The sequence below is a fragment of the Streptomyces sp. NPDC044061 genome, assembly GCF_056434305.1.
In genome coordinates, this window is record NZ_JBWKFL010000018.1 from 133864 (window position 1) to 158874 (window position 25011).

23 protein-coding genes are annotated in these 25011 nt (G+C 72.4%); 14 read left to right on the forward strand and 9 right to left on the reverse strand.

Features of this window, described 5'->3' with window-relative positions; all coding sequences use genetic code 11:
* Positions 1–30: 30 nt before the first annotated feature.
* A complete protein-coding gene (locus AC07CM_RS28505; RefSeq protein WP_478879299.1) occupies positions 31–1203 on the reverse strand; it encodes a thiolase C-terminal domain-containing protein in 1173 nt (390 codons plus the stop codon).
* 118 nt (positions 1204–1321) lie between these two features.
* On the opposite strand from AC07CM_RS28505, the gene AC07CM_RS28510 reads away from it, so the two are divergent.
* Both AC07CM_RS28510 and AC07CM_RS28515 read left to right on the forward strand, forming a co-directional pair.
* Complete coding sequence (locus tag AC07CM_RS28510; protein WP_478879300.1) at positions 1322–2506, forward strand: acyl-CoA dehydrogenase family protein; 1185 nt, start codon at positions 1322–1324, stop codon at positions 2504–2506.
* Positions 2506–2982 (forward strand): nitroreductase family deazaflavin-dependent oxidoreductase, encoded by a 477-nt coding sequence (locus AC07CM_RS28515; protein WP_478879301.1) that lies wholly within the window; start codon positions 2506–2508, stop codon positions 2980–2982. The genes AC07CM_RS28510 and AC07CM_RS28515 overlap by 1 nt, the downstream gene beginning before the upstream one ends.
* Before the next feature lie 141 nt (positions 2983–3123).
* Here the strand turns inward: AC07CM_RS28515 and AC07CM_RS28520 are convergent, their stop codons facing one another.
* Positions 3124–3744 carry a LysE family translocator gene (locus tag AC07CM_RS28520; protein ID WP_478879302.1) on the reverse strand — a complete coding sequence of 207 codons (621 nt, stop codon included), beginning with the start codon at positions 3742–3744 and terminating at the stop codon, positions 3124–3126.
* An 82-nt stretch (positions 3745–3826) separates the two neighbouring features.
* Between AC07CM_RS28520 and AC07CM_RS28525 the strand changes: the two genes are divergently transcribed.
* Positions 3827–4282 (forward strand): Lrp/AsnC family transcriptional regulator, encoded by a 456-nt coding sequence (locus AC07CM_RS28525; protein WP_478879303.1) that lies wholly within the window; start codon positions 3827–3829, stop codon positions 4280–4282.
* A gap of 71 nt (positions 4283–4353) precedes the next feature.
* On the opposite strand, the gene AC07CM_RS28530 is transcribed toward AC07CM_RS28525, so the two are convergent.
* Positions 4354–5001, reverse strand: coding sequence for a TetR family transcriptional regulator (locus tag AC07CM_RS28530; protein ID WP_478879304.1), 648 nt, complete (start codon positions 4999–5001; stop codon positions 4354–4356).
* 122 nt (positions 5002–5123) lie between these two features.
* Here AC07CM_RS28530 and kbpA point away from each other — a divergent pair, with 122 nt between their 5' ends.
* The 3 genes from kbpA to AC07CM_RS28545 all read left to right on the forward strand — a co-directional run bounded on the left by kbpA (position 5124) and on the right by AC07CM_RS28545 (position 9050).
* Complete coding sequence (gene kbpA, locus AC07CM_RS28535; RefSeq protein ID WP_478879305.1) at positions 5124–5846, forward strand: AfsK-binding protein KbpA; 723 nt, start codon at positions 5124–5126, stop codon at positions 5844–5846.
* Positions 5847–6048: 202 nt separating this feature from the next.
* Positions 6049–8379, forward strand: a complete 2331-nt coding sequence (locus AC07CM_RS28540; RefSeq protein WP_478879306.1) for an outer membrane protein assembly factor BamB family protein — start codon at positions 6049–6051, stop codon at positions 8377–8379.
* 134 nt (positions 8380–8513) lie between these two features.
* Positions 8514–9050, forward strand: coding sequence for a hypothetical protein (locus tag AC07CM_RS28545; RefSeq protein ID WP_478879307.1), 537 nt, complete (start codon positions 8514–8516; stop codon positions 9048–9050).
* A gap of 5 nt (positions 9051–9055) precedes the next feature.
* On the opposite strand, the gene AC07CM_RS28550 is transcribed toward AC07CM_RS28545, so the two are convergent.
* From AC07CM_RS28550 to AC07CM_RS28560, 3 genes are read right to left on the reverse strand one after another with little or no spacing between them, the layout of a single operon-like run.
* Positions 9056–9835, reverse strand: coding sequence for an enoyl-CoA hydratase/isomerase family protein (locus tag AC07CM_RS28550; protein WP_478879308.1), 780 nt, complete (start codon positions 9833–9835; stop codon positions 9056–9058).
* Entirely contained in the window at positions 9832–10239 is a 408-nt protein-coding gene (locus tag AC07CM_RS28555) for a Zn-ribbon domain-containing OB-fold protein (RefSeq protein WP_478879309.1), read from the reverse strand. The genes AC07CM_RS28550 and AC07CM_RS28555 overlap by 4 nt, the downstream gene beginning before the upstream one ends.
* Before the next feature lie 7 nt (positions 10240–10246).
* Positions 10247–11401, reverse strand: a complete 1155-nt coding sequence (locus AC07CM_RS28560; RefSeq protein WP_478879310.1) for a lipid-transfer protein — start codon at positions 11399–11401, stop codon at positions 10247–10249.
* An 84-nt stretch (positions 11402–11485) separates the two neighbouring features.
* Here AC07CM_RS28560 and AC07CM_RS28565 point away from each other — a divergent pair, with 84 nt between their 5' ends.
* Positions 11486–13081, forward strand: coding sequence for a FadD3 family acyl-CoA ligase (locus AC07CM_RS28565; RefSeq protein ID WP_478879311.1), 1596 nt, complete (start codon positions 11486–11488; stop codon positions 13079–13081).
* A gap of 85 nt (positions 13082–13166) precedes the next feature.
* Here the strand turns inward: AC07CM_RS28565 and afsS are convergent, their stop codons facing one another.
* Positions 13167–13355 (reverse strand): regulatory protein AfsS, encoded by a 189-nt coding sequence (gene afsS / locus AC07CM_RS28570; RefSeq protein ID WP_478879312.1) that lies wholly within the window; start codon positions 13353–13355, stop codon positions 13167–13169.
* A 202-nt stretch (positions 13356–13557) separates the two neighbouring features.
* Entirely contained in the window at positions 13558–16527 is a 2970-nt protein-coding gene (gene afsR / locus AC07CM_RS28575; protein WP_478879313.1) for an SARP-family global regulator AfsR, read from the reverse strand.
* 196 nt (positions 16528–16723) lie between these two features.
* On the opposite strand from afsR, the gene AC07CM_RS28580 reads away from it, so the two are divergent.
* The 6 genes from AC07CM_RS28580 (at position 16724) to AC07CM_RS28605 (ending at position 24066) form a co-directional block, all read left to right on the forward strand.
* On the forward strand, positions 16724–17956 hold the full coding sequence (locus AC07CM_RS28580; RefSeq protein ID WP_478879314.1) for an amidohydrolase family protein: 1233 nt from the start codon (positions 16724–16726) through the stop codon (positions 17954–17956).
* The gene (locus AC07CM_RS28585; protein WP_478879315.1) at positions 17953–18876 is read left to right on the forward strand and encodes a TIGR03619 family F420-dependent LLM class oxidoreductase; all 924 of its coding nucleotides are present in this window, start codon (positions 17953–17955) and stop codon (positions 18874–18876) included. Before AC07CM_RS28580 ends, AC07CM_RS28585 begins: the two co-directional genes overlap by 4 nt.
* A gap of 9 nt (positions 18877–18885) precedes the next feature.
* Positions 18886–19656, forward strand: coding sequence for an SDR family NAD(P)-dependent oxidoreductase (locus AC07CM_RS28590; protein ID WP_478879316.1), 771 nt, complete (start codon positions 18886–18888; stop codon positions 19654–19656).
* A gap of 99 nt (positions 19657–19755) precedes the next feature.
* Complete coding sequence (locus tag AC07CM_RS28595) at positions 19756–20874, forward strand: LLM class flavin-dependent oxidoreductase (protein ID WP_478879317.1); 1119 nt, start codon at positions 19756–19758, stop codon at positions 20872–20874.
* 13 nt (positions 20875–20887) lie between these two features.
* Positions 20888–22618, forward strand: coding sequence for an N-acyl-D-amino-acid deacylase family protein (locus AC07CM_RS28600; RefSeq protein WP_478879318.1), 1731 nt, complete (start codon positions 20888–20890; stop codon positions 22616–22618).
* Entirely contained in the window at positions 22615–24066 is a 1452-nt protein-coding gene (locus AC07CM_RS28605) for an aldehyde dehydrogenase family protein (protein WP_478879319.1), read from the forward strand. The genes AC07CM_RS28600 and AC07CM_RS28605 overlap by 4 nt, the downstream gene beginning before the upstream one ends.
* A 9-nt stretch (positions 24067–24075) precedes the next feature.
* On the opposite strand, the gene AC07CM_RS28610 is transcribed toward AC07CM_RS28605, so the two are convergent.
* The gene (locus AC07CM_RS28610) at positions 24076–24471 is read right to left on the reverse strand and encodes a nitroreductase family deazaflavin-dependent oxidoreductase (RefSeq protein ID WP_478879320.1); all 396 of its coding nucleotides are present in this window, start codon (positions 24469–24471) and stop codon (positions 24076–24078) included.
* Positions 24472–24600: 129 nt separating this feature from the next.
* Between AC07CM_RS28610 and AC07CM_RS28615 the strand changes: the two genes are divergently transcribed.
* Positions 24601–25011 (forward strand): hypothetical protein, encoded by a 411-nt coding sequence (locus tag AC07CM_RS28615; protein ID WP_478879321.1) that lies wholly within the window; start codon positions 24601–24603, stop codon positions 25009–25011.

Below are 25011 nucleotides of genomic sequence, written 5' to 3' on the forward strand. Positions count from 1 at the left end.
GGCGCGCGCCCGAGTCGGGCCCGGACCCCCTCAGTCCCGGCCCAGGACCACCGTCCCCGAGGAGCAGAACCAGCCGCCCGTCCCCGAGGCGACGCCCAGACGCGGCAACCGGCCGCCGGAGTCGCGCACTTGGCGGTCACCGCCCTCGCCACGCAGCTGCCGTACCGCCTCCACCAGCAGGAACAGCCCCCGCATCCCGGGATGTTGAGCCGACAGGCCACCCCCGTCCGTGTTCACCGGCAGCTCCCCGCCCCGCACCAGCAGCCGGCCCTTCTCCACGAACGCCCCGCCCTCGCCCTTCCCGCAGAAGCCCAGGTCCTCCAGGGTCACCAGGGTCATGTAGGTGAAGGCGTCGTAGATCTCCGCGAAGTCGATGTCGGCCGGGCGAACCCCGGCCCGCTCGAAGGCGAGTCTGCCGCTCACCGCCGCCGGGGAGACCGTGAAGTCGGGCCACTCGGACATCGCCGCGTGGGAGACGTGCTCCCCGGTGCCGAGGATCCACACCGGTCGCGCACGGCAGTCCCGTGCGTACTCCTCGGCCACCAGCAGCACCGCCGCTCCGCCGTCCGAGCGGATGCAGCAGTGCAGCTTGGTGAACGGGTCGGCGATCACCGGTCCGGCCAGGACGTCGTCGACCGTGATCGGCTCGCGGAACATCGCCTCCGGATTCAGGGCCGCGTTGGCCCTGGCCTGGACCGCCACCTCGGCGAGCTGCTCGATCGTCGTCCCGTGTTCGATCATGTGCCGGCGGGCCGCCATCGCGTACTTGGCGATCAGGGTGTGGCCGTACGGGACCTCGAACTGGAGCGGGCCGCGCGCGCCGAAGGACAGATCGCCCGTCCTGCGGCCCGCCCTGATGTCCGCGCGCGCCGTGGAGCCGTAGACCAGCAGGACGGCGTTCGCGTGGCCCGCCGCTATCGCGTCCGCCGCGTGCGCCGCCATGACCTCCCAGGTCGAGCCCCCGACGGAGGTGGAGTCCACCCAGGTCGGGCGCAGGCCCAGGTACTCGGCCACCTCCACCGGGGCCAGCGTGCCGAGGCCCGCCGAGGCGAAGCCGTCCACGACGGCGCGGTCCAGGCCCGCGTCCGCCAGGGCGCGGCGGGCCGCCTGGGCGTGCAGGGCGTACGGGGTCGCGTCGTCCACGCGGCCGCAGTCGGAGAGGGCCACCCCGGCCACGGCGACCTTCCTCTTCCCGGACTCCATGAATCTGACGGTACATCAGATACGTCCGCCCGTGGCAGGTGTCGCGCCTCTGGGATTCCCTCCCGGCCGGGCCTAATATGACGCACCGTCAGATCAGGTCGGAGGGATCGGATCAGCCATGGACACGCGTCTCACCGCCGAGCAGGACGGAATCCGCCGCACCCTGCGCGAGCTGCTGCACAAACGCTGTGGCGCCGAGGAGCTGCGGGCCGCCGTCGACAGTCCGGCCGGCTACGACCCGGCCCTGTGGTCCGCCCTCGCCGACCGGCTCGGCCTGCCCGGCCTCGCCCTCCCCGAGGCCCACGGGGGTGTCGGCTGCCGCGTCACCGAACTCGCCCTCGCCTGCGAGGAGACCGGGCGCGTCCTCGCGCCCTCCCCGCTGCTGGCCACCTCCGTCCTCGCGGCCCCGCTGATCCTCGCCCTCGGCACGGAGGCGCAGCGCACCGAGCTGCTGCCCCCGCTCGCCGCCGGCGCCCGCACCGCCGCCCTCGCCGTCCCGGGGCCCGCCCTCGCCACCGCCCTCGCCCTGACCGGCGGCAACGGCGGGGAGTGGGCCGGCGGGGGCCGGGCCGGCGGGGTGCAGACCCGGCACGGCACGGATGGGTGGCGGCTGTACGGGCAGGTCGACCAGGTGCTGGACGGGCACAGCGCGGGGCTGCTCGTCGTCGCCGCGCACACCGGCGGGTTCGTGCGGTCCCGGATCCTGCTGTTCCTGGTCGCCGGGGACGCCGAGGGGGTCGTACGGACCCGGCGGACCGCGCTCGACGCCACCCGGCCACAGGGGCTCGTGCAGCTGCGGGACGTGCCCGCCGAGTTGCTGGGCACCGCCGACCGGGACGTGCTCCCCGCCCTGTCGGACCTCGGTGACACCGCCGCCGCCGTACTGGCCGCCGAGGCGGTGGGTGCCGCCGGCCGGGCGCTGGAGCGGACCGTGGAGTACGTCGGGCAGCGGGAGCAGTTCGGCCGGCCCGTCGGGTCCTTCCAGGCGGTCAAGCACCGGCTCGCGGACGTGTACGTGGCGGTGCAGGCCGCACGCTCGGCCGCCCACTACGCGGCCTGGGCGGCCGCCCAGGGGCCCAAGGTGGGCCGGCTCGCGCTCGCACAGGCGCTCGAGGCGTTGCGGTGCGCGGCCGGGGAGGCGATCCAGCTGCACGGCGGGATCGGGTTCACCTGGGAGCACGAGGCCCACCTGTACTTCAAGCGTGCGGCCGGTGACGAGCTGCTCTTCGGGCCGGTGCACCGGCTGCGGGAGCGGGCCGCCGAGGAGGCCGGACTGTTCGCCTGCGGGGAGGTGGCGGTCTGATGGCCGGCGTCGGCCTGCGATTCGTGCAGCGGGTGTCCTCCACCCGGGCCTTCGCGAAGGTCGCCCCGCATGTGGTTCCGGCCCTCGACCGGGCCGTGCACCGGCTCACCCGGGGCCGGGTGCTGCTCAGTGCCCAGCTGCTGCCCGGGGTGATCCTCACCTCCACCGGGGCCCGCAGCGGGCTGCCCCGCCGCACCCCGCTCGCCTGCATGCCGGAGGGGGACGGGCGGAGCTGGATCCTCGTCGGCTCCAACTTCGGCCGGACCGGCCACCCCGCCTGGACGCACAACCTGCTCGCCCGTCCGGAGGCCTCGATCAGCTGGAAGGGCCGGGACATCACCGTCACGGCCAGGCTGCTCGAGGGGGAGGAGCGGGCCGCCGCCTGGAAGGCACTCCTGGCGTTCTGGCCCCCGTACGCCACGTACCAGGCGCGGGTGACGCGGGAGATCAGGATCTTCCGCCTCACCCGCCGGTAGCCCGCGCACGGGAAGACGGGCCGGGGTTCCGGCCGTGGGCGCGGCGCTCTCCAGGAGCGCGGGGAACTGCGCGCCCGCCACAGCGACGCCGCGGACGACCTGCGGGCCGGCGGACGCACGACCCCTTCGGCCCCGCTGGAGCTAAAGCGTCGACAACCGCTCCACCAGCAGGAACGCGCCGATACCGAGCATCGCCGCGCCCGAGGTGCGGGTGACCGCGCGGGCCGCCGCCGGGCGGGCCGCCAGCAGGGCGCGGGCCAGGAGGCCCACGGTGAGGTAGACGGCCGCGCAGCACGCCATGTGGAGCACGCCGAGGGCGCCCGTCTGCACGGACACGGGCAGGTGGGCGCCACGCAGGGTGAGGAACTGCGGCAGCACGGAGAGGTAGAGCAGCAGCCCCTTCGGGTTCAGCCCGCTGATGGTGGCACCCCGCAGGAAGAGGCGGCCGTCGCCGCCCGGCGCCTCGTCCGCCGCCCCCGGCACGGCCGGGCGGCGCAGCACCCCCCAGCCCAGGTACAGCAGATAGCCGGCGCCCGCCACCGTCAGGGCCGTCAGCAGCCGGGGCGAGCCCGCCACCAGGACCGCAAGGCCCGCCGTCGCCAGCACGGTGTGCAGGGCGTACCCGCAGACCAGGCCCGCCACCGCGCGCGGCACCTGGCGGCCGCGCAGGGCGGTGGCGATGACGTACGCCCAGTCCGCGCCCGGCACGCACACCAGCAGCAGATCCACAGCGAGGAAGGAGAAGAGCAGTCCCGAGTCCATACAGGGGACATTAGGCGTGAATGGCCCGAAAGTGTTGCTGAAGTTTGCCCATGATCGCGGGTTCTGAGCAAATATCTACTTCATGGACGACGTGGATCGGAAAATCCTTGCCGAGCTGCAGCAGGACGGGCGGCTGACCGTGACCGAACTGGCCGCCCGGGTGCGCCTGAGTGTCTCGCCCTGTCACCGGCGGCTGCGTGAGCTCGAGCGCTCCGGCGCCATCCAGGGTTACCGGGCGGTCGTGGACGCGGCCGCGCTCGGGCTGAACTTCGAGGCACTGGTCTTCGTCTCCATGCGGCAGGAGGACCGGGACACGGTCGCCGAGTTCGAGCGGGCGGTCAGCGAGCTGGAGCACGTCCTGGACGCCCAGCGGCTGTTCGGCGAGCCCGACTACCTGCTGCGGGTGGCCACCGCCGACCTCGCCGCCTTCCAGCGGCTGTACGACGAGGCGCTCGCGACCCTGCCCGGGGTGCAGCGGCTGACCTCGACGCTGGTGATGAAGCACGTGGTGCGGGACCGGGCGCTGCCCGCACAGTGAAGCAGGCGGTGGCTCACCGTGGTGAACCACCGCCTGCCAGACAGGACTTGGTACCGGAAAAAGGGTCTGGGCTACTTGGTCGGCTTCTTGCCCGTCACGCCCAGGTGGACCAACAGCGCCAGGTTCGGCTTGAGTTCGGCCTGCTTGACGCCCCAGGACGAGAAGCCCTTCTGGTGCGAGGCCACCGCCGCGAGCATCGCGACGAGCGAGCCGGCGACCGCCGCCGGGTTCACGTCCTTGTCGACCCTGCCCTTGGACTGCAGTTCGGTGATGGACTCCGCGAGCGAGTTGTTCACCGAGTTCAGGATCTTCATGCGGATCTTGTAGAACCGTTTGTCCCCCTCGGCGGCACCGAGGTCCACCACGCGCAGGATCGCGTCGTTCTTCCGCCAGAACTCCAGGAAGCCGTCCACGAGTTCCTGCGCGGTCTGCCACCCCGCCTTGCCGGTCCAGGCGCGACCTTCGAGCAGCTCGGTCAAACCGGCGCCCTCGGCGGCCATTTGCTCGGCGATCTCCAGGACGGCGCCCTCGACGTCCGGGAAGTACTGGTAGAAGGTCGCGGGCGAAGTGCCCGCCTTCCGGGCGACATCGATGACCTTGACATCCCGGTAGGGGGAGGAGCTGAGCATCTCGCTGAGGCAGTCGAGCAGCTTCTGCCGGGTCGCCTGCCCACGTCGGCCGGCCACGCGGCCGTCGACGGTACGCACTTGTCCTGTCATGCCGTCAGCTTACCGAGGGGTGATGAGAGCGCGATTCGGCCGACTGCAAATGGGGTGCACGGGTGTATTCGGGGTGGTGTGGCTGGTCTGCGGGGTGCGCGCGGCACGGTTACTTTGACGACATGGCCGAAAACAGGGCATCGGTGTACGCAGAGGGCGTCCCCTGCTGGGTGGACGCCGAGCTTCCCGACGTCGAGGCGGGCAAGCGGTTCTACGGTGAGCTCTTCGGGTGGACCTTCGAGGAGGCGTACGGCTCCTCGGCGTGGGCCCTGCTGAACGGCGACCGCGTCGCCTCGCTGGCACCCAAGACCGACGGCCGGATGCCCACGGTCTGGACGGTCTCCTTCGCCACCTCGGACGCGGGGGCCCTCGGCAGGCGGATCGTCGCGGCCGGCGGGCAGGTGGTCATGGCGCCGTTCCCGGTGGGCGAGCTAGGCGTCGCCGCCCTGGCCACGGACCCCGACGGCGCGGTCTTCGGGCTGTGGCAGCCCGGCACCCATCCCGGCTTCGGGCGGCGCCACGAGCCGAACACGTTCGTCTGGGCCGAGCTGTACACCCGGGACACCGACGCCGCGAACGCCTTCTACGGCGATCTCTTCCACGACGCCCTGTTCGGCTCCGACGTCGAGCCCGACTTCGGCCGCGCGGACGTCTCCGAGGTCTTCCCGGCCGAGATGCCGCCGCACTTCGTCACCCACTTCCGGGTCACGGACCTGGACGACGCCGTCGGGGCCGTGCAGCGGCTCGGCGGCCGGGTCCAGGTGCCGGCCTTCGAGACGTCGTACGGGCGAGTGGCCGTCGTCACCGACAATCAGGGGGCGTCGTTCGCGGTACTGCAGCGGTGACGCGGCCGTGATGCGCAGCACCGCGGTGATGAAATGACCGTATTGGGCATGAGACACCCCGATTCGTCACCGGGTTCGCAACCAGCCGCCCGGCCAGGAAGAATCGGGGTGCGTGCCGCCATGGCGGTGCGGTGGTGAGACGCTGCACTTCGGTCGCGTACATAAGTGGGTGGCGCGGCTCGTACGGGGAGGTGGCAGGCAAGTGGTGGATCAGCTGACACAGCACGATCCGCGGCGGATCGGGCCGTTCGAGGTGCTGGGCCGGCTGGGGGCCGGCGGCATGGGGCTGGTCTATCTGGCACGCTCGGCGTCCGGCCGGCGCGTGGCGATCAAGACGGTCCGCACCGAGCTGGCCGAGGACCAGCTCTTCCGCGTCCGCTTCACCCGCGAGGTGGAGGCGGCCCGCGCGGTCTCCGGCTTCTACACGGCGGCCGTGGTCGACGCCGATCCGCGCGCGGCCGTGCCCTGGCTGGCCACGGCCTACGTCCCCGCGCCCTCCCTCGAGGAGATAGTGAACGAGTGCGGGCCGCTGCCGGCCCAGGCGGTGCGCTGGCTGGCCGCGGGCGTGGCGGAGGCCCTGCAGTCCATCCACGGGGCGGGCCTGGTCCACCGCGACCTCAAACCCTCCAACGTCCTGGTGGTCGAGGACGGCCCCCGGGTGATCGACTTCGGTATCGCCTCCGGTGTCTCGAACACCCGTTTGACGATGACGAACGTCGCCGTCGGCACCCCCGCCTACATGTCCCCCGAGCAGGCCAAGGACTCCCGCAGCGTCACCGGCGCCAGCGACGTCTTCTCGCTCGGTTCGATGCTGGTCTTCGCCGCCACCGGACACCCGCCCTTCCACGGCGCCAACCCCGTCGAGACCGTCTTCATGCTGCTCCGCGAGGGCCCGGACCTCACCGGCCTCCCGGACGAGCTGCGCCCGCTGATCGAGTCCTGCATGCAGATGGAGGCCACCGGGCGGCCCAACCCCGCCGACCTCCAGGCCCAGCTCGCCCCGCACCTGTTCGGCTCCGGCTCCGACGACAGCGGCACCGCCTCCGCCTGGCTGCCGGAGAAGGCGGTCGGTCTCATCGAGGCCCGCCGTGGCGGCCGCCCGGCCGCCAAGCCCTCCCCGGCGCCCACCGGCCCGCGCAGCGGCGGCCGGGCCGCCGTGCCCCCGCCGCCCCCGTACGACCCGCAGGTGCCCGTCGGCGCCCCCGACACCGGCCCGGTCCGCCTGGCCGGCGGCCAGGTGCCCATCGGCCCCGGCCCCCGGGTCGCCGACGCCCGCGCCGCCGCCGTGAAGGCGCCCCCGCCCGAGGCCGGCCTGGTCGCCAGCTGGTCCCGCCCCCGGCCCGGCGTCAACGGCGCCGACCCCGCCGTACCGCCCGTGCCGCAGCTGCCCCCGGAGACGGCGAGCGGCTGGCGCCCGTGGCGTTTCCGCATGTCCAACGACGTCTGGGGCACGCCGTCCGTGGACGGCGACCTGGTCTACGTCACCTCCTTCGAGGTGCACGCCCTGGACGTGGCAACCGGCCGCCGCCGCTTCAAGACCCGGGACGTGGCCTGGTCCATGGCGGTCGCCGACGGCCGCATCCACGCCTCCGACGGCCCCACCCTGTTCGCCCTGGACGCCCGCGAGGGCGGCGACCTGTGGCGGCTGTCCACGGACGCCTGGGTGTACTCCCTGCAGGCCGACCACGGCACGGTCGTCACCGGCACCCGGGGCGGCGGCGTCCAGGCCTGGGAGGCCTCGGGCGGCCAGAAGCTGTGGGAGATCAGCGGCTGCCAGACCGACTTCGAGTCCCCCGAGTCCGGCCCCGCCGTCCACGACGGCACGGTCTACGTCTGGCAGGACGCCCGCCTGCGCGCCCTGGACGCCCGCACCGGCGAGGAGCGCTGGTCGTACCCCATCGGCGACGCGGCCTCCTGCGGCGGCGTCCCGGTCCGCATCACCCCGGCGCCCGACGGCTACGTCTACGTCTCCGCCGGCACCCGTGTCCTCGCGATCGACGTGGCGAGCGGCATGGTGCGCTGGCACTTCGAGGCCCCGGCGGTGTTCCTGTGCCCGCCCGCCTTCGCGCCCGGCCCCGCCGTCACCGGAGGCGGCATCTACCTGGCCGACTACCTCGGCACGGTCTACGCCCTGGACGCCACCGACGGCCGCGACCGCTGGCGCATCGCCACCGAGGCCCGCTCCTCCGTCGAACCGGTCCTGGTGGCCGCCGGGCACGTGCACGTCGGCAGCGGCAAGGGGCTGTACACCCTGGACGCGGTCACCGGCACCCCCAAGTGGCGCTTCCAGGCCGGCGGCGACGTCGTGGGAACCCCCGTGGTCGCCGAGGGCCGCATCCACTTCGGCTCCACCGACCACCTCCTCTACACCCTCAAGGCCGACGACGGCCGGCTGCGCTGGAAGCTCGCCACCGGCGGCGAGATCACCGGCTCGCCGGTCGTCAGGGACGGGGTGGTGTACGCGTGCAGCAAGGACCGCTGCGTGTACGCGCTGGACGCGGAGAAGGGGACGGGCACGGCGCGGACGGCCTGAGCGCGGCGCGCGGTGCGTGACGGCCGTCGCACCGGTTGCACGGAAGGGCTTCGGACGGCGGCCGTCCCAGGGCTGACGCTACCTCCGGTGCCGGACGGCCGCCACGTGATGCGCCCTGCCGATAAGGTGCTGGCATGCACATGCAAACACGGACGCGCGCGCTCAAGTTCACGGCCGTACTGACCTTCGTGGTGCTCGGCCTGACCGGCTTCTCGACCGGACGCCACCACAGCCGCCACGGGAGCGGCGGCGGAGGCGGGTGCAGCAGCTCCCACCAGGATCACGACAGCTACGGCAGCAGCGGAACGAGCGGCGGCACCGGCGGTGGCTCGTACAACCGCCGGCCCACGCACCGGACCACCCCGACCTCGTCCTCCGCCGCGAGCGGCAACGGGACGCCGGGGTACGGCACCGTGAAGCTGGTGAGCTGTGCCACCGAAAAGAAGCCCTATGCGACGGTCGAGGTCACCAACCCGACCGACCGCAAGGGCACGTTCACGGCGCGGGTCGACTTCGTCGGTGCCGACGACATCACGATCTCCTTCGGCAGCGCTGACGTCCTGGTGCCCGCCAAGGGCAGGCGATCGGTCGAGGTGCGGTTCGGTGAGGGCCACGACATCGACTCCCTCGACCACTGCGAGGCCCGGCCGGACGCCTACCCCGCGCGCTGAGTCCCTCAGCGCACCCGGAACCCACCGCCGCTCCGGCGTCCGGCGAACAGCTCCGCCTGCCGTTCGGCCGGCAGATTCCCGAGTGCGATGAGATGCGGCGCCTGCGCGAACGCCTGCGCGCGCGCCGCCTCCCCGGCCGCCCACAGCGCCCGTACGGTCCCCTGGACGCCCTCCGGCGGACGTCCGGCGATGACGGCCGCACAGTGCAGGGCGGCCGCCAACGCCCCGCCCTCCTCGGTGACTTCGGTGACGAGTCCGATCTCGTGGGCCCGCCGGGCCGAGATCCGTTCGGCGGTGCCCATGAGCATCATCCGGGCCACCTCCCCGTACGGCATCCGCGCGGCCATCAGCATGGACTCGTAGGCGCTGACCATGCCGTACGTCGTGTGCGGATCGAAGAACTCGGCCGTCGCGTCGGCGACGACGAACTCGCTCTCCCCGAGCAGGTAGAAGGCGCCCCCGCAGGCCATTCCGCGCACAGCGGCGACGACCGGCTTCCACAGGTCGTTCGCCTTGGGCCCGATCGTCAGCAGCGGATCGTCCTGCATGTACGGCGACGACGGCTGCGGCACCACGACGTCCCGGTCGATCCCGGTGCAGAAGGCACGCTCCCCGGCCCCGGTGAGCACGACGGCCCGTACCGAGTCGTCGAACCGCAACTCACGCCAGACCGAGCCCAGTTCGTGAACCATGTCGAGGTCGGCGGCGTTGAGCCTGTGCTGCCGGTCCAGGGTGACGACGGCGACGCCGGTGTCCTTGTCCACGTCGAGGCGCACGGTGTTCACGCGAGCACCCACTGCGGAAGTCCGTCGGAGAAGACCACCTGGACCCGGGCGCCGATCCTGATCCGCCCGGGATCGAGGGAGCCGAGCGGCGCCCCGGCGCGGGCGACCAGATTCCCGACCAGCCGTATCCGGGGCGCTTCTTCCAGCTCCACGACGACCACGTTGTACGGAGCCAGCTCCGCGTAGTCGGGCAGCAACGGCGGGTGCGGCACGACGTACGACCACACGCGCCCGCGCCCCGAGACCGGCCGCCACTCGCTCGCGAAGGACTGGCAGTGCGGGCAGCAGGGCCGGGGCGGGAAGCGCGGCTCGCCGCAGTCGGCGCAGGCCTGGACCCGCAGCTCGCCGCGGGCCGCGTACTCCCAGAAGGGGGCGCCGTCGGTGTCGGTGACGGGGGTCAGCACGAGTGGCTCAACTCCTCAGCAGTAGGGCGGAGGTGGGAACGCCTTCCCCTGCCGTCACCAGACAGGTGGCGGCCCCGGGAACCTGCGCGGTACTGGTGCCGCGCAGCTGCTTCACCCCTTCGTTGATGAGGTTGAAGCCGTGCACATAGGCCTCGGAGAGCCCGCCGCCACCGGTGTTGAGGGGCAGCCGCCCCCCGATCTCCAGGGCGCCCTGCTCGGTGAAGGCGCCGCCCTCTCCCCGCCCGCAGAAGCCGTACCCCTCCAGGGAGAGGGGTATGAGGGCCGTGAACGCGTCGTAGATCTGCGCCACGTCCACGTCGTCGGGCGTGAAGTCGGCGTGCTTCCACAGATGCCGGGCGGCGGTCCAGGCCGGACCGGTGAGGGGGTCGTCGTTCCAGTAGTTGACCATGCCGTGGTGCTGGGCGGGCAGCCCCTGGGCGGCGGAGTGGACGTAGACGGGCTTTCTGGCGCAGTCCCGGGCCCGTTCCTTCGAGACCACCACGCAGGCGAGGGCCCCGTCGGTCTCCAGACAGTTGTCGAAGAGGCAGAGCGGATCGCTGATCCAGCGGGAGGTCATGTACATCTCGCGCGTGAGCGGCCGTTCGTACATCACGGCGGCGGGGTTCATGTTCGCCCGGTTGCGGCAGGCGAGGGCGACGTTGAACAGGTGGTCCCGGGTCGCGCCGTACTCGTGCATGTACCGCCGCGCCAGCATCGCGATCTCGTCGGCGGGCCGCAGCAGCCCGAAGGGCCGGGTCCACTGGGCCGGGGTGGGCAACTGGACGGCGGTGCTGGTCCACGGCCGGGGCCCGCTGCCCCGCTTGCGCGACCGCCACGCCACCCCGACGGTGGCCTGCCCGGCGGCGATGGCGGCGGCCAGGTGCGCGACGGTGGCACAGGACCCGCCGCCCCCGTACCCGACCTTGCTGAAGAAGCTGAGGTCGCCGAACCCGACGGCCTTCGCCAGTTCCACCTCGTCGGTCTCCTCCATGGTGTAGGAGGCGAGCGCGTCGACCTCGCCGGGCGCGATACCGGCGTCGTCGAGAGCGGCGAGAACGGCCCGGCAGGCGAGGGTCCTCTCGTCCTCCGGGAGATGTCTGGCGAAAGCGGTCTGCCCGATGCCGACGATGGCGGTGGCGTCCTTCAGACCCGGTCCTGCCATGGTGCACCCTCCCCTTCCCGTGCTGACAGCCCGTCAGGTTACAGCTAATCTGACGGACAGTCAGCTACGGTGCAGGGGGCTGCTATGAGTGACTGGGACACCATCCCGGGTCTGGTGCGATGGTCGGCCGAGCGGTACGCGGACACCGAGGCGGTGGTCGAGGGGCGCACCAGGATCACGTACGCGGAACTGGGCTCCCGGGTGGAGCGGGCGGCCGCCGCCTGTCTGGCGAGCGGGGTGCGGGTGGGCGACCGGGTGGCGGTCTGGGCCCCCAACTCCCTGGACTGGATCGTCGCGGCGCTGGGCGCGGTGTCGGCGGGTGCGGTGCTCGTGCCGCTGAACACGCGCTTCAAGGGCGTGGAGGCGGCGGACGTGCTGCGCCGCAGCGGGGCCCGGCTGCTGTTCGTGACCGGCACGTTCCTGGGCACCTCGTACGTGGCGTCGCTGAGACGTGCGGCGGGCGCCGCCGACGCCGGCACCGGCCGGCCCCTGCCCGGCCTGCCGGCGCTGGAGCAGGTGGTGGTCCTCTCGGACGACGCGCCCGCGGACTTCCGGACCTGGAAGGACTTCCTGGCCGCGGGCGAGGCCGTAGGTGCCCCCGAAGTCCATGCCCGCGCAGCCGGGTTGTCGGGCGACTCCCTCTCCGACGTCATCTTCACCTCGGGCACGACGGGCCGCCCCAAGGGCGCGATGATCACGCACGCGCAGACGCTGACGGCGTACGACATCTGGGCGGACCTGGCGGGCCTGCGCACCACGGACCGGTATCTGATCGTCAACCCGTTCTTCCACACCTTCGGCTACAAGGCCGGAGTGATCGCCTGCCTGATGCGGGGGGCGACGATGATCCCGCAGCCGGTGTTCAACGTGGAGACGGCGCTGGCGAACATAGCGGCGGAACGGGTCTCGGTCCTGCCGGGCCCGCCCACCCTCCACCAGTCCCTGCTGGACCATCCGGCCCGCGACGCCCACGACCTGTCGGCCCTGCGCCTGGTGGTGACGGGCGCGGCGGTCGTGCCGCTGCAACTGGTGGAACGGCTGCGGGGAGAACTCGGCGTCGGCACGGTCCTCACGGCGTACGGCCTCTCCGAGGCGAGCGGCATCGTCACGATGTGCCGCCGCGGCGACGACCCCGCGGTCATCGCCGCCACGTCCGGCCGGGCGATCCCCGGCACGGAGGTGAAGGTGGCCGACGCGAAGGGCGCGCCGGTGCCGCCGGGCACGCCGGGGGAGGTACTGGTCCGCGGCTTCAACGTCATGCGGGGCTACTACGAGGATCCGGCGGCGACGGGGGAGGTGGTGTCGGCTGACGGGTGGCTGCGCACCGGGGACGTCGGCGTCCTGGACACCTCCGGCAACCTGCGCATCACGGACCGCCTGAAGGACATGTTCATCGTCGGCGGCTTCAACGCCTACCCGGCGGAGATAGAGCAACTCCTCGGCGCCCACCCGGACGTGGCCGACGTGGCGGTGATCGGCGTACCGGACTCCCGCCTGGGCGAGGTGGCCAAGGCGTACGTCGTCCGCCGGCCGGGCTCGGTGCTGACCTCGGACGACCTGATCGCCTGGTCCCGCCGCGAGATGGCCAACTACAAGGTCCCGAGAACAGTGGAGTTCGTGGCCGACCTGCCCCGCAACGCGAGCGGCAAGGTGGTGAAGGGGGAGCTGCGGGGCACCTGACCGGTCTCCGCCCCCGAACACACCTCGGCCGCGACGGCTCCCCCTCCGCGCCGCCGCGGCCGAAATCCCCCGCCGGGGTGGTGGCTCACTTGCCGTTCAGGTCCAGGGCGGGCGGGACGGGGGCGTGCTGGTCGAGGGTGGTGATCTCCGTGTCCAGGGCAGGCGGGACCGGGGCGTGCTGGTCCAGGGTGGTGATCTCCGGGTCCAGAGCAGGCGGGACGGGCGCGTGCTGGTCCAGCTTCTTGATCTCCGCGTCCTTCTTGTTCTCGCTCATGGTGCGTACCCCCAAGAGGTAGATGGTGCATTCGGTCGGAAGCGCCCGTTCGGTAACTCCCCCGAGGGTCGCCGAACGGGCGTTCCAGAAGGCCTCAGGTTAGTCGCGAGGCCCGAGCGATCCGCCTGCCCCCCGACGCGACGAATCCGCAATTGAGAGTGGCAGCAGCCCATAAACGTTCGATGAACGCCCCTGTGCGGGGTCAGACGGTGGTGATCGGGGAGAGCAGACCGCGTACTTCGGCGGCCTCGGACGAACCTGCCTCCTCATAGATCGACAGGGCGTCGTGCCAGCACGCACGGGCTCGGTCCGCCTGGCCGAGCGACTCCAGCGCCTTGCCCAGCACGGTCAGCACGTTGGCCCTCATCCACTCGCCGCCGATGCAGCCGATCGCGAGGGCCTGCTCGGCGTGCTGGGCGGCCTGCGCCGGGCGGCCTGCCACCAGGTGGACCTGTGCGATACGGAACCGGGTAGTCCCTTCCCAGAGTCGCTGGCGGCTCTCTGTGAAGATCTGCAGGGCCTGGTGGAGCTGAGCCAGGGCCCCTTCAACCCGGCCCGCCTGGGTGAGGACGATCCCCGAGGCGTACCTGGCGTTCGCCAGACGTACGGACAGGCCCAGCTCGTCGTAGATCTCGATGCCTCGCTGCACGAGTTCAACGGCTTGAGCGCTTCGGCCCATCGATGCGAGGGTGCGCGAGAGGTTGCAGACCGCACTGGCCTCGCCCGGCTTGTTCTCGTCGGCTCGGAAAGCGTCGATGGCGCGAAGGAAGTAGCCCTCGGCGTCGGCATATCGGGCCGTGCAAATGGCGATGATGCCCAGCTGGTTCGGAGCGGTGCTTCCCGTCCAGGGGTCGCCGGCGGTCTCGTTGAGCGCATCGGCGTACTTGGCCTCCTGTTCTGCCTCGTCGAAGCGGCCGGCCTGGCTGAGAACCTGTGCCAGCGTGATGCGCGCGCGGATCTCGGCGTGTGCGTCCCCTTGTGCGGCGGCGGCGCCTCGGGCCGCGATCGCGGTCGTCTCGTAGCGGCGCGAACCCGCGCCGGACTCCGCGAGATCGATGGCGGCCAGGAGGAGGTCGACTGCGCGCCGCAGCGTGGCGGATCCGAGCGACTGCTGGACGCAGGCCAGGAGCGGTTCGGCCTCGGCATGCAGCCAGTCCAGGGCCTTGGAGGCGTCCGGGAACTCCTGTGCCCTGTATCGGCTCTCCTCCAGATGGGCGACCGTCCGGTCCCCCGGCCGCTCGATCGCGTAGACCCCCGCCGCGGTGGCCAGATAGAAGTCCAGCAACCGCGACATCGCGGCCGCCCGTTCGCTGGGCGGCTGTTCGTCCCTCTCCGCGCATGCACGCGCGTAGAGCCGGACCAGGTCGTGGAACCGGTACCGGCCCGGCGCCGCCGACTCCAGCAGGGACGTGTCGACCAGGGACTCCAGCAGGTCCTCCGTGTCCTCCGGGGGGAGGTCGAGGACGGCTGAGGCGGCTGCCAGGGACATGTCCGGGCCGTCGGCCAGGCCGAGGAGGCGGAAGGCGCGGGCCTGGGCCGGTTCCAGTTGGCCGTAGCCCAGCTCGAAGGTGGCCTTGACCGCCAGGTCGCCCGCCTGGAGCTCGTCCAGCCGCCGGCGTTCGTCCGCCAGCTTGGCGGCCAGTACGGAGACCGTCCAGGTGCGCCGGGCCGCCAGACGGGATGCCGCGATGCGGATCGCCAGGGGCAGGAAACCGCACGCGGCGACCACGTCCAGCGCCGCCTCCCGCTCCGCCGCCACCCGCTCCTCGCCCACGATCTTCGTGAAGAGGGCGAGCGCCTCGTCCGGTGACATCACGTCCAGGTCCACCAGATGGGCCCCGGCCAGGTCCACCATCCGCACCCGGGAGGTGACGAGGGCCGCGCAGCCCTCGGTCCCGGGCAGCAGGGGCCGTACCTGCGCCGCGTCCTTGGCGTTGTCCAGCAGCACCAGCACCCGGCGGCCGTCCAGCACCGAGCGGTACAGGGCCGCGCGCTCCTCGAGGGAGTCCGGGATCGCCGAGTCCGCCGTGCCCAGGGCGCGCAGGAAGGAGCCGAGGACCGTCTCCGGTTCCGCCGGGCGCGGTCCGGCGCCCTGCAGGTCCACGTACAGCTGTCCGTCGGGGAACGCCGGCCGCGCCCGGTGGGCGACATGGACCGCCAGCGTCGTCTTGCCGACGCCGCCGATCCCGGCCAGCGCCGAGACCGCCATCACCCGGCCCTCCGCCTCGAAAGCCGACGCCAGCACGTCGCTCAGCTCGGAGACGAAGGCGGAACGCCCCGTGAAGTCCGGCACCGAAGCGGGCAACTGCGCCGGCCGGACGGGGACCACCGTGGGCTCGGCCGCCGGAGCGGACGGCTCCGCGAGCGCCGGGTCCGCCTGCAGGATCCGCTGCTGCAGCTCCCGCAGGCCAGGCCGCGGGTCCACCCCCAGTTCCTCCGCGAGCAGGCGCCGGGTGTCCGCGTACACGGCGAGGGCCTCCGCCTGGCGGCCGCTGCGGTACAGCGCCAGCATCAGCAGCTCGCGCAGCCGCTCGCGCAGCGGATGGGCCGCCGTCAGCGCGGTCAGTTCCGAGACCGCCTCGGCGTGGCAGCCCTGTTCCAGGTCCATGTCCAGGCGGGACTCCAGCAGCTGCAGGCGCCACTCCTCCAGGCGTACCCGCTGGGCGTCGGCGTAGGGGCCGGGCACGCCCGCCAGGGGCTCGCCGTCCCACAGCGCCAGGGCGCGGTTCAGCACCTCACGCGCCTGTCCCAGGTCCCCCGCGCCGCGTGCCTTCTCCGCCTCCGCCGCGAGGTCCTGCGCCACCGCGAGGTCCAGCGCGCCCTCGGCCGGCGAGCGCACCGCGTAGCCGCCGGACTCGCTCACCAGGACCCCGGGGTCCAGGATCTTGCGCAGCCGGGACGCGTACGTCCGCAGCGCCGCCAGCGCCTGGGACGGCGACTCGGTGCCCCAGAGCGCGTCGATCAGCTCCGCCGCCGTCGCCGTACGGCCCTCGCGCAGCAGCAGGGCGGCCAGCAGGGCGCGCTGCTGCGGAGAGCCGGTGTTCAGCGATTCCTCGCCGCGCCAGGCCCGCACCGGACCGAGCACGCTGAAGCGCAACGCCGCCGGCTCCGCGACACCACTGGCCGCGGAGCCGGAACGCCGCTGCTCAGGTACTCGCGGCCCACCGTCCATGCGTTCGTCCCCCTAGGGCCTGTCCATCACGAACAACCCCGTCAGTTTGCCTTGTTCGGGGCGGTTGCGTCAGCCGTGGGAGACGCCGATCACAGACCGGGGCACTCGGGTTCACAAGGTGCTCACACGGTCTTCGCACGCGGTAGGCCGACAGCACTAGCTGACGGCCCGTCAGATCGGCGCTACCGTGAGCGCCATGGACACGCAGAGCGCCTTCCCCCGGATCATCTCCGTCGACGACCACACGGTGGAGCCCGCGCACGTCTGGCAGGACCGGCTCCCGAAGAAGTACCTGGACACCGGGCCACGGATCGTGCGCGCACCGCTGAAGGAAATGACCTTCCTGGGCGGGCGGTTCAAGCCCGTCATGGGCTCCCCGGGCGACGACGGGCCGCTCGGCGACTGGTGGGTCTACGAGGACCTGCACCGGCCCCTCACCCGGCTGGACACCGCCGTCGGCTACGACCGGGACGAGATCAAGCTCGAGGTGATCACCTACGGGCAGATGCGGGCAGGCTCGTACGACGTCCCGCAGCGGCTTGCCGACATGGACGTCAACCACGTCCAGTCCGCCCTCTGTTTCCCCACCTTCCCCCGCTTCTGCGGCCAGACGTTCACCGAGGCCCGGGACAGGGAGCTGGCCCTGCTCTGCGTCCGCGCCTACAACGACTGGATGGTGGAGGAGTGGTGCGGGCCCGAGGCGCGGGGCCGGCTCGTCCCGCTCACCCTCATCCCCCTCTGGGACGCCGAACTGGCCGCCCAGGAGGTGCGGCGGAACGCCGAGCGCGGGGTCCGGGCCGTCGCCTTCTCCGAGATACCCCCGCACCTGGGCCTGCCGTCCGTCCACACCGACTACTGGGACCCGTTCCTCGCGGCCTGCGACGAGACCGGCACGGTCGTCGCCATGCACATCGGCTCCAGCAGCCGGATGCCCTCCACCTCGGCGGACGCCCCTCCCGCCGTCGGCTCCACCATCACCTTCGCCAACTGCTGTTTCTCGATGGTCGACTGGCTGATGAGCGGCAAGTTCGAGCGCTTCCCGAACCTCAGGATCATGTACGCCGAGGGGCAGATCGGGTGGATCCCGTACATCCTCGAGCGCGCGGACGTCGTGTGGGAGGAGAACAGGGGGTGGGGCGGGGTCGCCGACAAGGTCCACCGGCCGCCGTCGGAGCTGTTCGCCGGGCATGTCCACGGCTGCTTCTTCGACGACGCCTTCGGGCTCAGGAACCTGGACGCCATCGGGGTCGGCAACGTGCTCTACGAGACCGACTACCCGCACTCCGACTCCACCTGGCCCAAGTCCCGTGAGGTCGGCGAGGCCCAGATGGGGCACCTGCCGGCGGACGTGGTCGAGCGGATCGTCCGGGGGAACGCCGTCGAACTGCTGGGGCTGACGGAGGACGGGCTCTGGCAGGGATCCCGGTGAGCCTCGCCTACGGCATCCAGCTGCCCGTCCAGTCGCAGAGCACCCTCTACACGGAGGGCTGGGAGGCCTCCGCCGGGCCCGCCGACCTGGTCGAGATCGCGCGGGCCGTGGACCGGGCCGGGTTCGACTACCTCGCCTGCTGCGACCACGTGGCCGTCCCGCGCCGGCTGGCCCCGGCGATGAGCACGGTCTGGTACGACCCCGTCGCCACCCTCGCCCATCTCGCCGCCGTGACCGAGCGCGTCCGGCTGCTCAGCCACGTGGCCGTCGTGGGCCTCCGGCACCCCCTGCTCAGTGCCAAGCAGTACGCCACGCTCGACCACCTCTGCGGGGGGCGGCTGATCCTCGGGGTGGGAGCGGGCCACGTCCGGGAGGAGTTCGAGGTCCTGGGGGTGGACTTCGAGCGGCGCGGTGCCGTGCTCGACGAGGTGATGGACGCGCTGCGGGCCGCCCTCGGACCCGAGGAGTTCCCCGAACACCACGGCAAGCTGTACGACTTCGCCGGCCTGGGACAGCGGCCCCGGCCCGCCCAGCCGCACATCCCCCTCTGGGTCGGCGGCTCCTCGCCCGCCGCCGTGCGCCGGGCCGCGCTGAAGGGTGACGGATGGCTGCCGCAGGGGGATCCGCGCGAGCGGCTGCCCGGGCAGATCGCCCGCCTGCGGCGCCTCAGGGAGGAGCGGGGGATCGAGGGTCCCTTCACCGTCGGCGCCATCACCGAGCCCCTGTACGTCGGGGCGGCCGGCTGGGACGTGGGGCGGCGCACCCTCACCGGGGCGCCGGAGGAGATCGCCGAGTCGCTGCGGGCGTACCGCGCGATGGGCGTGCACCAGATCCAGGTGCGGTTCCGCAGCCGGAGCCGCGGCGAACTGATCGACCAGGTGGCCGCGTTCGGGGCGGAGGTCGCGCCCCGGCTGGACTGAGGAGTGGACATGGGCAAGCTGGACGGGCGGGTCGTCATCGTCACCGGTGCGGCGCGCGGACAGGGTGAGCAGGAGGCGCGGCTCTTCCGGGAGGAGGGGGCGCGGGTGGTCGTCGCCGACGTGCTGGACGACCGGGGAGAGGCGCTCGCCAAGGAGATAGGGGCCCTCTACGTCCACCTGGACGTCGGCACGGAAGAGGGCTGGCGGGACACCGTCCGGGCCGTCAAGCAGGCGTACGGGCGGATCGACGGGCTGGTCAACAACGCGGGCATCCTGCGCTTCAACGCGCTGGTGGACACCCCGCTGGACGAGTTCATGCGGGTCGTGCAGGTCAACCAGGTCGGCTGCTTCCTGGGCATGAAGACCGTGGCGCCGGAGCTGACGGACGGGGGCACGATCGTCAACACCGCCTCCTACACCGCGCTCACCGGGATGGCGGCCGTGGGCACGTACGCGGCGACCAAACACGCCGTGCTCGGGCTGACCCGGGTGGCCGCGCTGGAGCTGGCGAGCAGGCGGATCCGGGTGAACGCCATCTGCCCCGGCGCCATCGACACGGCGATGTCCAACCCGGCCCGGCTGGACCCGGACGCGGACCCGGAGGAGATGAGCCGGGCCCTGGACGAGCTGTACCGCAAGCTCGTGCCGCTCGGCCGGGTCGGGCAGCCGGAGGAGGTGGCCCGGCTGGCCCTGTTCCTCACCTCGGACGACTCCTCGTACATCACCGGGCAGCCGTTCGTGATCGACGGCGGATGGCTGGCGGGCGTCAGCATCATCTGACTTGTCGTCAGCTATTGACGGTCACGGCGGCCGGTGCGACAGTCGGCCGACAAACGACATCTGACGGAGTGTCAGAAACACTGGGGACGGTGAACCGCCGTGGAATTCGGGCTCTTTGTACAGGGATACGTGGGCAAGCGCGCCGAGACCGACCCGCTGGCCGAGCACAAGGCGCTGATGGAGGAGACCGAGTACGTCATCCAGGCGGACAAGTCCGGCTTCAAGTACGCCTGGGCCTCCGAACACCACTTCCTGGAGGAGTACTCGCACCTCTCCGCCAACGACGTCTTCCTCGGCTACCTCGCCCACGCGACCGGGCGGATCCACCTGGGATCCGGGATCTTCAACCCGCTCGCCCAGGTCAACCACCCGGTGAAGGTCGCCGAGAAGGTCGCGATGCTGGACCACCTCAGCGAGGGCCGCTTCGAGTTCGGCAGCGGCCGGGGCGCCGGCAGCCACGAGATCCTCGGCTTCCTCCCCGGGATCACCGACATGAACCACACGAAGGAGATCTGGGAGGAGACCATCGCCGAGTTCCCGAAGATGTGGCTCCAGGACGAGTACGAGGGCTTCCAGGGCAAGCACTGGCAGCTGCCGCCGCGCAAGGTGCTCCCGAAGCCGTACGGGAAGTCGCACCCGGCGATGTGGTACGCCGCCGGGTCGCCCCCCTCGTACGCCATGGCCGCGAGGAAGGGGCTCGGGGTGCTCGGCTTCAGCATCCAGAAGGTCTCCGACATGGAGTGGGTGCTGGAGCAGTACAAGACGGCGGTCGTGAACGCGGAGCCCGTCGGGGACTTCGTGAACGACAACGTGATGGTGACGACCACCGCGATCTGCGCCCCCACGCACGCCGAGGCCATCGAGACCGCCGTCAACGGGGGGCTGCACTACCTGCCGTCCCTGGTGTTCCGCTACCACGACACGTTCCCCCGTCCCGAGGGCTTCCCGGTGTGGCCGGAGACCCTGCCGCAGTACACGCCGGAGTTCGTGGAGCTGCTGATAGAGGAGGAGTTGCTGATCTGCGGCGACCCGGACGAGGTGCTGCGGCAGTGCAAACGGTGGGAGCAGGCGGGCGCCGACCAGCTGAGCTTCGGGCTGCCGGTGGGGGTGCCGAAGGAGCAGACACTGCGGACGATCCGGCTGATCGGGGAGCACGTGATCCCGAAGATCGACACCGATCCGGTGCATCGGACGACGCGGTTCCGCCAGGCGGTATGAGGGGGCTCCCGGCATGCTGGACCACCTGATCAAGAGGGCCACCGTCGTCGACGGCACGGGTGCTCCCGCCCGCACCGCCGACGTCGGCATACGGGACGGCCGTATCGCCGGCCTCGGCCGGATCACCGAGCGGGCCCGGACCAGCGAGGACGCGCACGGCCTCGTCCTCGCCCCGGGCTTCGTCGACCCCCACACCCACTACGACGCCCAGCTCTTCTGGGACCCGTACGCCACCCCGTCCCTCAACCACGGGGTGACCACCGTCGCCGCCGGCAACTGCGGCTTCACCCTCGCGCCCCTCGATCCCGGCCGCCCCGAGGACGCCGACTACACCCGGCGGATGATGTCCAAGGTGGAGGGCATGTCCCTGGTGGCGCTGGAGGAGGGCGCGCCGTGGAGCTGGCACTCCTTCGGCGAGTACCTGGACGCGCTGGAAGGGCGGATCGCCGTCAACGCGGGCTTCATGGTGGGGCACTGTGCGCTGCGGCGGTACGTGATGGGGCCGGAGGCCGTCGGCGGGCAGCCGAGCGAGGAGCAGCTGGGCCGGATGGTCGGCCTGCTGCACGAGGCCATGGACGCCGGTGCCTGGGGGCTGTCCACCACCCAGTCCGGTACGCACTCCGACGGCGACGGGCGGCCGGTGGCCTCCCGGCACGCGGGGCCCGAGGAACTGCTGGCGCTCGCCCGGGCCGTCGGCGAGCACGAGGGCACTCAGCTCGAGGCGATCGTCGCCGGGTGCCTCGACCAGTTCAGCGACGCCGAGATCGATCTGCTCGTGGAGCTGAGCGCGGTCGCCGGACGGCCCCTGAACTGGAACGTCCTCACCATCGACGCGGCCGTTCCGGAGCGCGTGCCCCGGCAGCTGAGCGCGAGCGAGCGGGCCCGGAAGGCGGGCGGCCGGGTGGTGGCCCTCACCATGCCGATCCTCACCCCGATGAACATGTCCCTGGGCACCTTCTGCGCCCTTAACCTCATCCCGGGGTGGGGGCCCGTCCTCGGGCTCCCGGTCCCCGAGCGGATCGCCAGGCTGCGGGACCCCGAGGTCCGGGCGGAGATGCTGCGGCGGGCCGAGTCCAAGGAGGCGGGCGTCTTCCGGCGGCTCGCCGACTTCGGGCGGTACGTCGTCGGGGACACCTACAGCGAGGCCAACCGGGGACTGACCGGGCGGGTGGTGCGGGACATCGCGGCCGAGCGCGGTCAGGACCCCTTCGGCTGCCTGGTCGAGATCTGTGCCAACGACGAGCTGCGCACGGTCCTGTGGCCGATGCCCACCGACAACGACCCGGCCTCCTGGGCCCTGCGCGCCGAGACCTGGCAGCACGAGGACGTGCTGCTCGGCGGCTCGGACGCGGGCGCCCACCTGGACCGCATGTGCGGGGCGCCGTACACCACCCGGTTCCTCGGGGACTGTCTGCGCGGGCGGAAGCTGGTCGGTCTCGAGCAGGCGGTGCGGATGCTGACCGACGACCCGGCGCGGCTTTTCGGGCTGCGCGAGCGGGGCCGGGTGCGGGAGGGCTGGCATGCGGATCTGGTCCTGTTCGACCCGGAGCGGATCGACGCGGGTCAGGCCAGCCTGGTGCACGACCTGCCGGGTGACAGTCCGAGGCTGGACTCCAGGGCGCTCGGGGTGCGGGCCGTGTGGGTCAACGGGGTCGAGGCGATCCGGGACGACGTGGTGAGCGGGGCCGTACCGGGCAGGGTGCTGCGGTCCGGGCGGGACACCGGGACGGTGAGCACCAGGTGAGCGAGGGGCAGCGGCTGTTCGTCGGCGGTGAGTGGGCCGAGCCGGACGGCGGGCACTATCCGGTGACCGACCCGGCCACCGAGGAGACCGTGGGCTGGGCGCCGGAGGCCTCGCCGGAGCAGGTGCGGGCGGCCTGCGCGGCGGCCCGGCAGGCGTTCGGGGCGTGGTCGCGGACGAAGCCGGAGGAGCGGGCGGCCGTGCTCGCGAGGGCGGCCGAGATCATCCGGGGCTCCCTGGAGCCGTACGCCGACCTCGCCCGCGCCGAGACCGGGGCGACCACCGGGACGGCCCGCGCGATGCAGGTCGGGGTGGCCGCCGCCCGGTTCCGCCGGTACGTGACGGTCGAGCCCGCCGAGTGGGCCGTCGCCCCGCAGATCAGCGAGGCCGGTCCGATGGGCAGGGCGGGAGTGATGGGCGCGCTGGCGGTACGGCAGCCCGTCGGGGTCGTCACCTGCATCACCTCGTACAACAACCCGTGGGCCAACCCCGCCGGCAAGGTCGCCCCGGCCCTCGCCATGGGCAACACGGTGGTGGTCAAGCCCGCCCCGCAGGACCCGCTCTCCGTCTACCGGATGGCCGAGGCCCTGGAGGCGGCCGGCGTACCGCCGGGCGTGGTGAACGTCGTTTCGGGGCGCGACGTGGCCGTGGGCGAGGCGGCGGTGGAGTCGGACGACGTCGACATGGTGAGCTTCACCGGATCCACGGCCGTCGGCCGGCGCATCGCCGAGGTGTGCGGGCGGGACATGAGACGTCAGTTGATGGAGCTGGGCGGGAAGGGCGCGGCGGTCGTCTTCGACGATGCCGATCTCGGGTCGGCCGTCGCCGGCATCGGTACGACGTTCTCCTTCTACAGCGGACAGATCTGCACGGCGCCGACCCGGGTGCTGGCCCAGCGGGGTGTGTACGACCGGCTGGTCGGGCAACTGGCCTCATATGCAGGCCGGTTGAAGGTGGGGGACCCGAGGGAGCCGGACACGGTCGTGGGCCCGCTCATCTCCGCCGAACACCGGGCGCGCGTGGAGTCGTACGTCGAACTCGGCCGCAAGGAAGGTGCGACGGTGGTCGTGGGCGGTGAACGCCCGGCCCTGGAGCGGGGTTTCTATGTCGCCCCGGCGCTCCTCGCCGACTGCGCCAATGACATGCGGGTGGCCCGGGAGGAGATCTTCGGGCCGGTGGTGGTGGTGATCCCCTTCGATGAGGAGGACGAAGGGGTCGCCCTCGCCAACGACTCCGACTACGGCCTGATCGACTACGTCTGGTCGGGTGATGTGGCCCGCGCCTTCCGGGTGGCCAGGCGGTTGCGGGCCGGCGGGGTCGGGATCAACACCGTCGGCCGCAACATGGAGGCGCCGTTCGGGGGCTTCAAGAAGAGCGGGGTGGGCCGGGACGTCGGCTCCTACGCCCTGCACGCGTACAGCGAGGTGCAGGCGATCGTGTGGCCCGGGTGAGCGGCGTGCTCAGTCCGTGAGGTCCACCCGCACCGTCAGCAGGTCGGTGCCGAACGCCCGTACCGCCGCGCTGTTGAAGCGGGGCAGGCCGCGCAGCCGGGCCACGGCGTCGTCCTCCGGGAGGAGGTGGGCGGTGCCGTGGTGCCAGCGGCCGCCGATGCGGATGCGGACGTGCGGGTCGGCCTGGATGTTGCGGACGTACTGGGACCTGAACCCGAACTCCGAGACGATCCAGAAGGAGTCGCCGACCCGGCGCCCGCCCACCGGTGTCGGCCGGGGCAGGCCGGACCTGCGGCCGGTGGTCTCCAGGACGGTCTGGAACGGCAGGCGCCGGTTCAGCGGATTGGCGAGATGGCGCTGGAAGCGGGTCACGATCCGGTGCTTGAGGTCGGTGTTCCGTGGCATGGGGGGTTCCTCCTGCTCTCCCCCGCGCAGGGACGACCCCGTGCGGGGCGGGTGCTGCGTGAACGGGGTTGTGATCGGCGCGTGTTAGCCTCCCCCGCGATCGTGATCAATCGCAAACGGGGGAGCGGGATGGGCACGTCTTCGGACGGCTACCGGGTCAAGTCCGGCATGACCGGTCAGGCGAAGGAACTGGACGGCGCGGGCGACGACACCGGGAAGATACGCAAGGCGGTCGAACCCGGTCTCTGCTACACGGAAGACGCGCTGGGCGGCCCGGACTCGGCCGCAGCGTTCAACGCGTACGCCGCCGCCTGGGAGGCGGAGGCCACGACGCTGGAGTCGGCGCTGCACGAGCTGGCGGACAAGGTGCGCCTCTCCAAGGGGGCGTACGACGGAAGCGACGGCCTGGTCGACACCGGCGTCCGCAGCGTGCCCGCCGGTGACACCTATGTGACCACCATGCCCACGCCCGCCGGTGGCGGCGACGTCAGCACCATGCCCGCCTACGCCACCCGCCAGTCGGCGCTGGCCGACTACTGA